We start from the raw sequence: 2,584 nt of genomic DNA, 5'->3' as shown, positions 1-2,584 counted from the left end.
ATTTAAAGATAAAAAATCTAATATTATACAGTTGCCTTCTATATACCTTAGTGATACTATCTTTTTCAAAACCAGTTTTTGCTGATACTATTTCTACTGGTGGAGGTAATAAGATTCATTTTATTAATTTGAAATCAAAGTCAGGAAGTGATGCTATTCTCTTAGAAAGCAATGGACATTTTGGTTTAATTGATATGGGTGAAGACTATGATTTTCCAGATGGAAGTAATCCACTCTATCCAGATCGTTGGGGAATTAGTAGGGGAAATGAAGATACAATAGAGGACAGGCTTTTCCGACATTTAAAACAAGTTGGTGTTAAAAAATTAGATTTTGTTTTAGGAACCCATGTTCATAGCGATCATATTGGTACTGCAGATGAAGTTTTAAAACGTTACCCTGTTGACAGATTTTATCTCAAAAAATATTCAGACGAACGTATTACAACACAGTGGAGATTGTGGGATAATCTCTATAACTATGATAATGCAGTGAGAACAGCTCTAGAACGTGGTGTAACTCTTATCCAAGATATCTCTGATAAGGATAGTCATTTTAAATTGGGTAATATGGATATCCAACTATACAATTATAAAAATGAGTATGGTCCTGATGGGAAATTAAAAAGAGTCTTTGATGATAATTCTAATTCAATTGTTGCTGTGGTGAAAGTAGCTGGTAAGAAAATCTATCTAGGTGGAGATCTAGATAATGCTGAAGGAGCTGAAGATAGATTAGGTCCTGTAATCGGTAAAGTAGATATGATGAAATGGAATCATCATTATGATGCCACAATTTCAAACACAGTTAACTTTATTGAAAATTTATCACCTAGTATAGTTGTCCAAACAAGTGGATCAGATATCAATCGTCAATCAACGACTAATTTGCTCCGAGAAAAAAAGATACAAATAATCAAAGCTTATAGTGAAACCAAAGATTCGACGGTTTTTGATATCAGCGATAGTGGTTTTTCAAATGTATCAGAATCTTTCCCTGATATTCCTACGGTATCAGAAAAGTGGTATAAGGAAGATGGCTACTGGAAATATCGTCTATCTGATGATGAAATGGCAATTGGGTGGAAAAAAATAGATGGCGTCTACTATTTCTTTAATGGGCAAGGGCAAATGCAGGCTGATAGATGGCTTCATCTGAAAGACTCTAAAGAAAAAATAGATGGAAACTGGTACTATCTAAACAAAGATGGAAGTATGCAGAGGACCGGTTGGTTTATGCATGATGGCTCTTGGTACTATATCACGTGGTCGGGTGCTAGAAGCTACAACGAACTATCTGAAATCGGTGGTCAAAAATATCTCTTTGATAAAGATGGTAAAATGCTGACTGGCATACAAGTCTTTAATGGTAAGAAGATGCTCTTTGCAAGTAGTGGTGCCCTTCAAACAGAAGGAAGCGCATCTAGTTGGCAAAAACTTGGCTCTAGCTGGTATTATTATGATGAAGATGGTATTCGATCAGTTGGTAAAAAGAATATCAACGGCACTACCTATTACTTTAATCAAAATGGTATCATGCAAACTGGCTGGGCTTTCCTTGATGGTCATTGGAACTATTTTGCTAGTTCCGGAGCTATGAAAACTGGCTGGGTCAAGGATAAAGATACTTGGTACTACTTAGATAAAGACGGTGTGATGCTAACAGGGCTTCAAGAGATTAATGGTTCTCGCTATTATCTCAATGCAAGTGGTGCTATGCAGACCGGTTGGAAATGGCTCGATAATCATTATTATTACTTCACAAGCAGTGGAGCGATGAAGACTGGCTGGTTAAAAGATAAGGACATCTGGTATTATCTAGATAAAGACGGTGTGATGCTAACAGGCCTTCAAGAAATTAATGGTTCCCGTTATTATCTCAATGCAAGCGGTGCTATGCAGACAGGTTGGAAATGGCTTGATAACCATTACTATTACTTCACAAGTAGTGGTGCTATGAAGACAGGTTGGCTCAAAGACAAGGAACTTTGGTACTATCTCGACAAAGAAGGTATCATGCTAACAGGCCTTCAAGAGATTGATGGTTCCCGTTATTATCTCAATGCAAGTGGCGCTATGCAGACAGGTTGGAAATGGCTTGATAACCATTATTACTATTTCACAGGAAGTGGTGCAATGAAAACTGGTTGGTTCAAAGACAAAGGTCTTTGGTACTATCTCGACAAGGAAGGTATCATGCTAACAGGCCTTCAAGAGATAAATGGGGCACGCTATTACCTCAATGCAAGTGGTGCCATGGAAACTGGTTGGAAACAACTGAATGGTAACTGGTATTATTTCCAAACAAATGGTTCTCTCCTAAGAAATGGAATAAGTCCTGACGGGTACAGGCTCAATGCAGATGGAATTTGGCCGACTGTTACAACCGAGGCAACAACTCAGGAACAAACTGTGGCAAATAGTCAGGGGCACATTTTCGAAACAACAGAAGTAGAGAGAACACAACAAACAGAAAGCTCATCTGTTACGTCTGAGGAAAAAAATCAATCTACTGAACCTAAGACACAAACGAGCCAAGAAAATAATTAAGTTTCTAAATGAATTATAATTAAATTTTTCTACAA

Annotated in this window: 1 protein-coding gene; it reads left to right on the top strand. The window is 37.3% G+C overall.

Going from position 1 to position 2,584, the window contains the following annotated elements; translation table 11 throughout:
* The first annotated feature begins 20 nt into the window (after positions 1 to 20).
* Positions 21 to 2,549, top strand: a complete 2,529-nt coding sequence (locus I1J71_RS08540) for an MBL fold metallo-hydrolase (protein ID WP_416385346.1) — start codon at positions 21 to 23, stop codon at positions 2,547 to 2,549.
* Positions 2,550 to 2,584 lie beyond the last annotated feature (35 nt).

Origin of the sequence: Streptococcus infantis (assembly GCF_015546995.1) — a bacterium.
GTDB classification, from domain to species: Bacteria; Bacillota; Bacilli; order Lactobacillales; family Streptococcaceae; genus Streptococcus; species Streptococcus infantis_J.
This window is presented reverse-complemented; position numbering and strand designations above follow the sequence as displayed.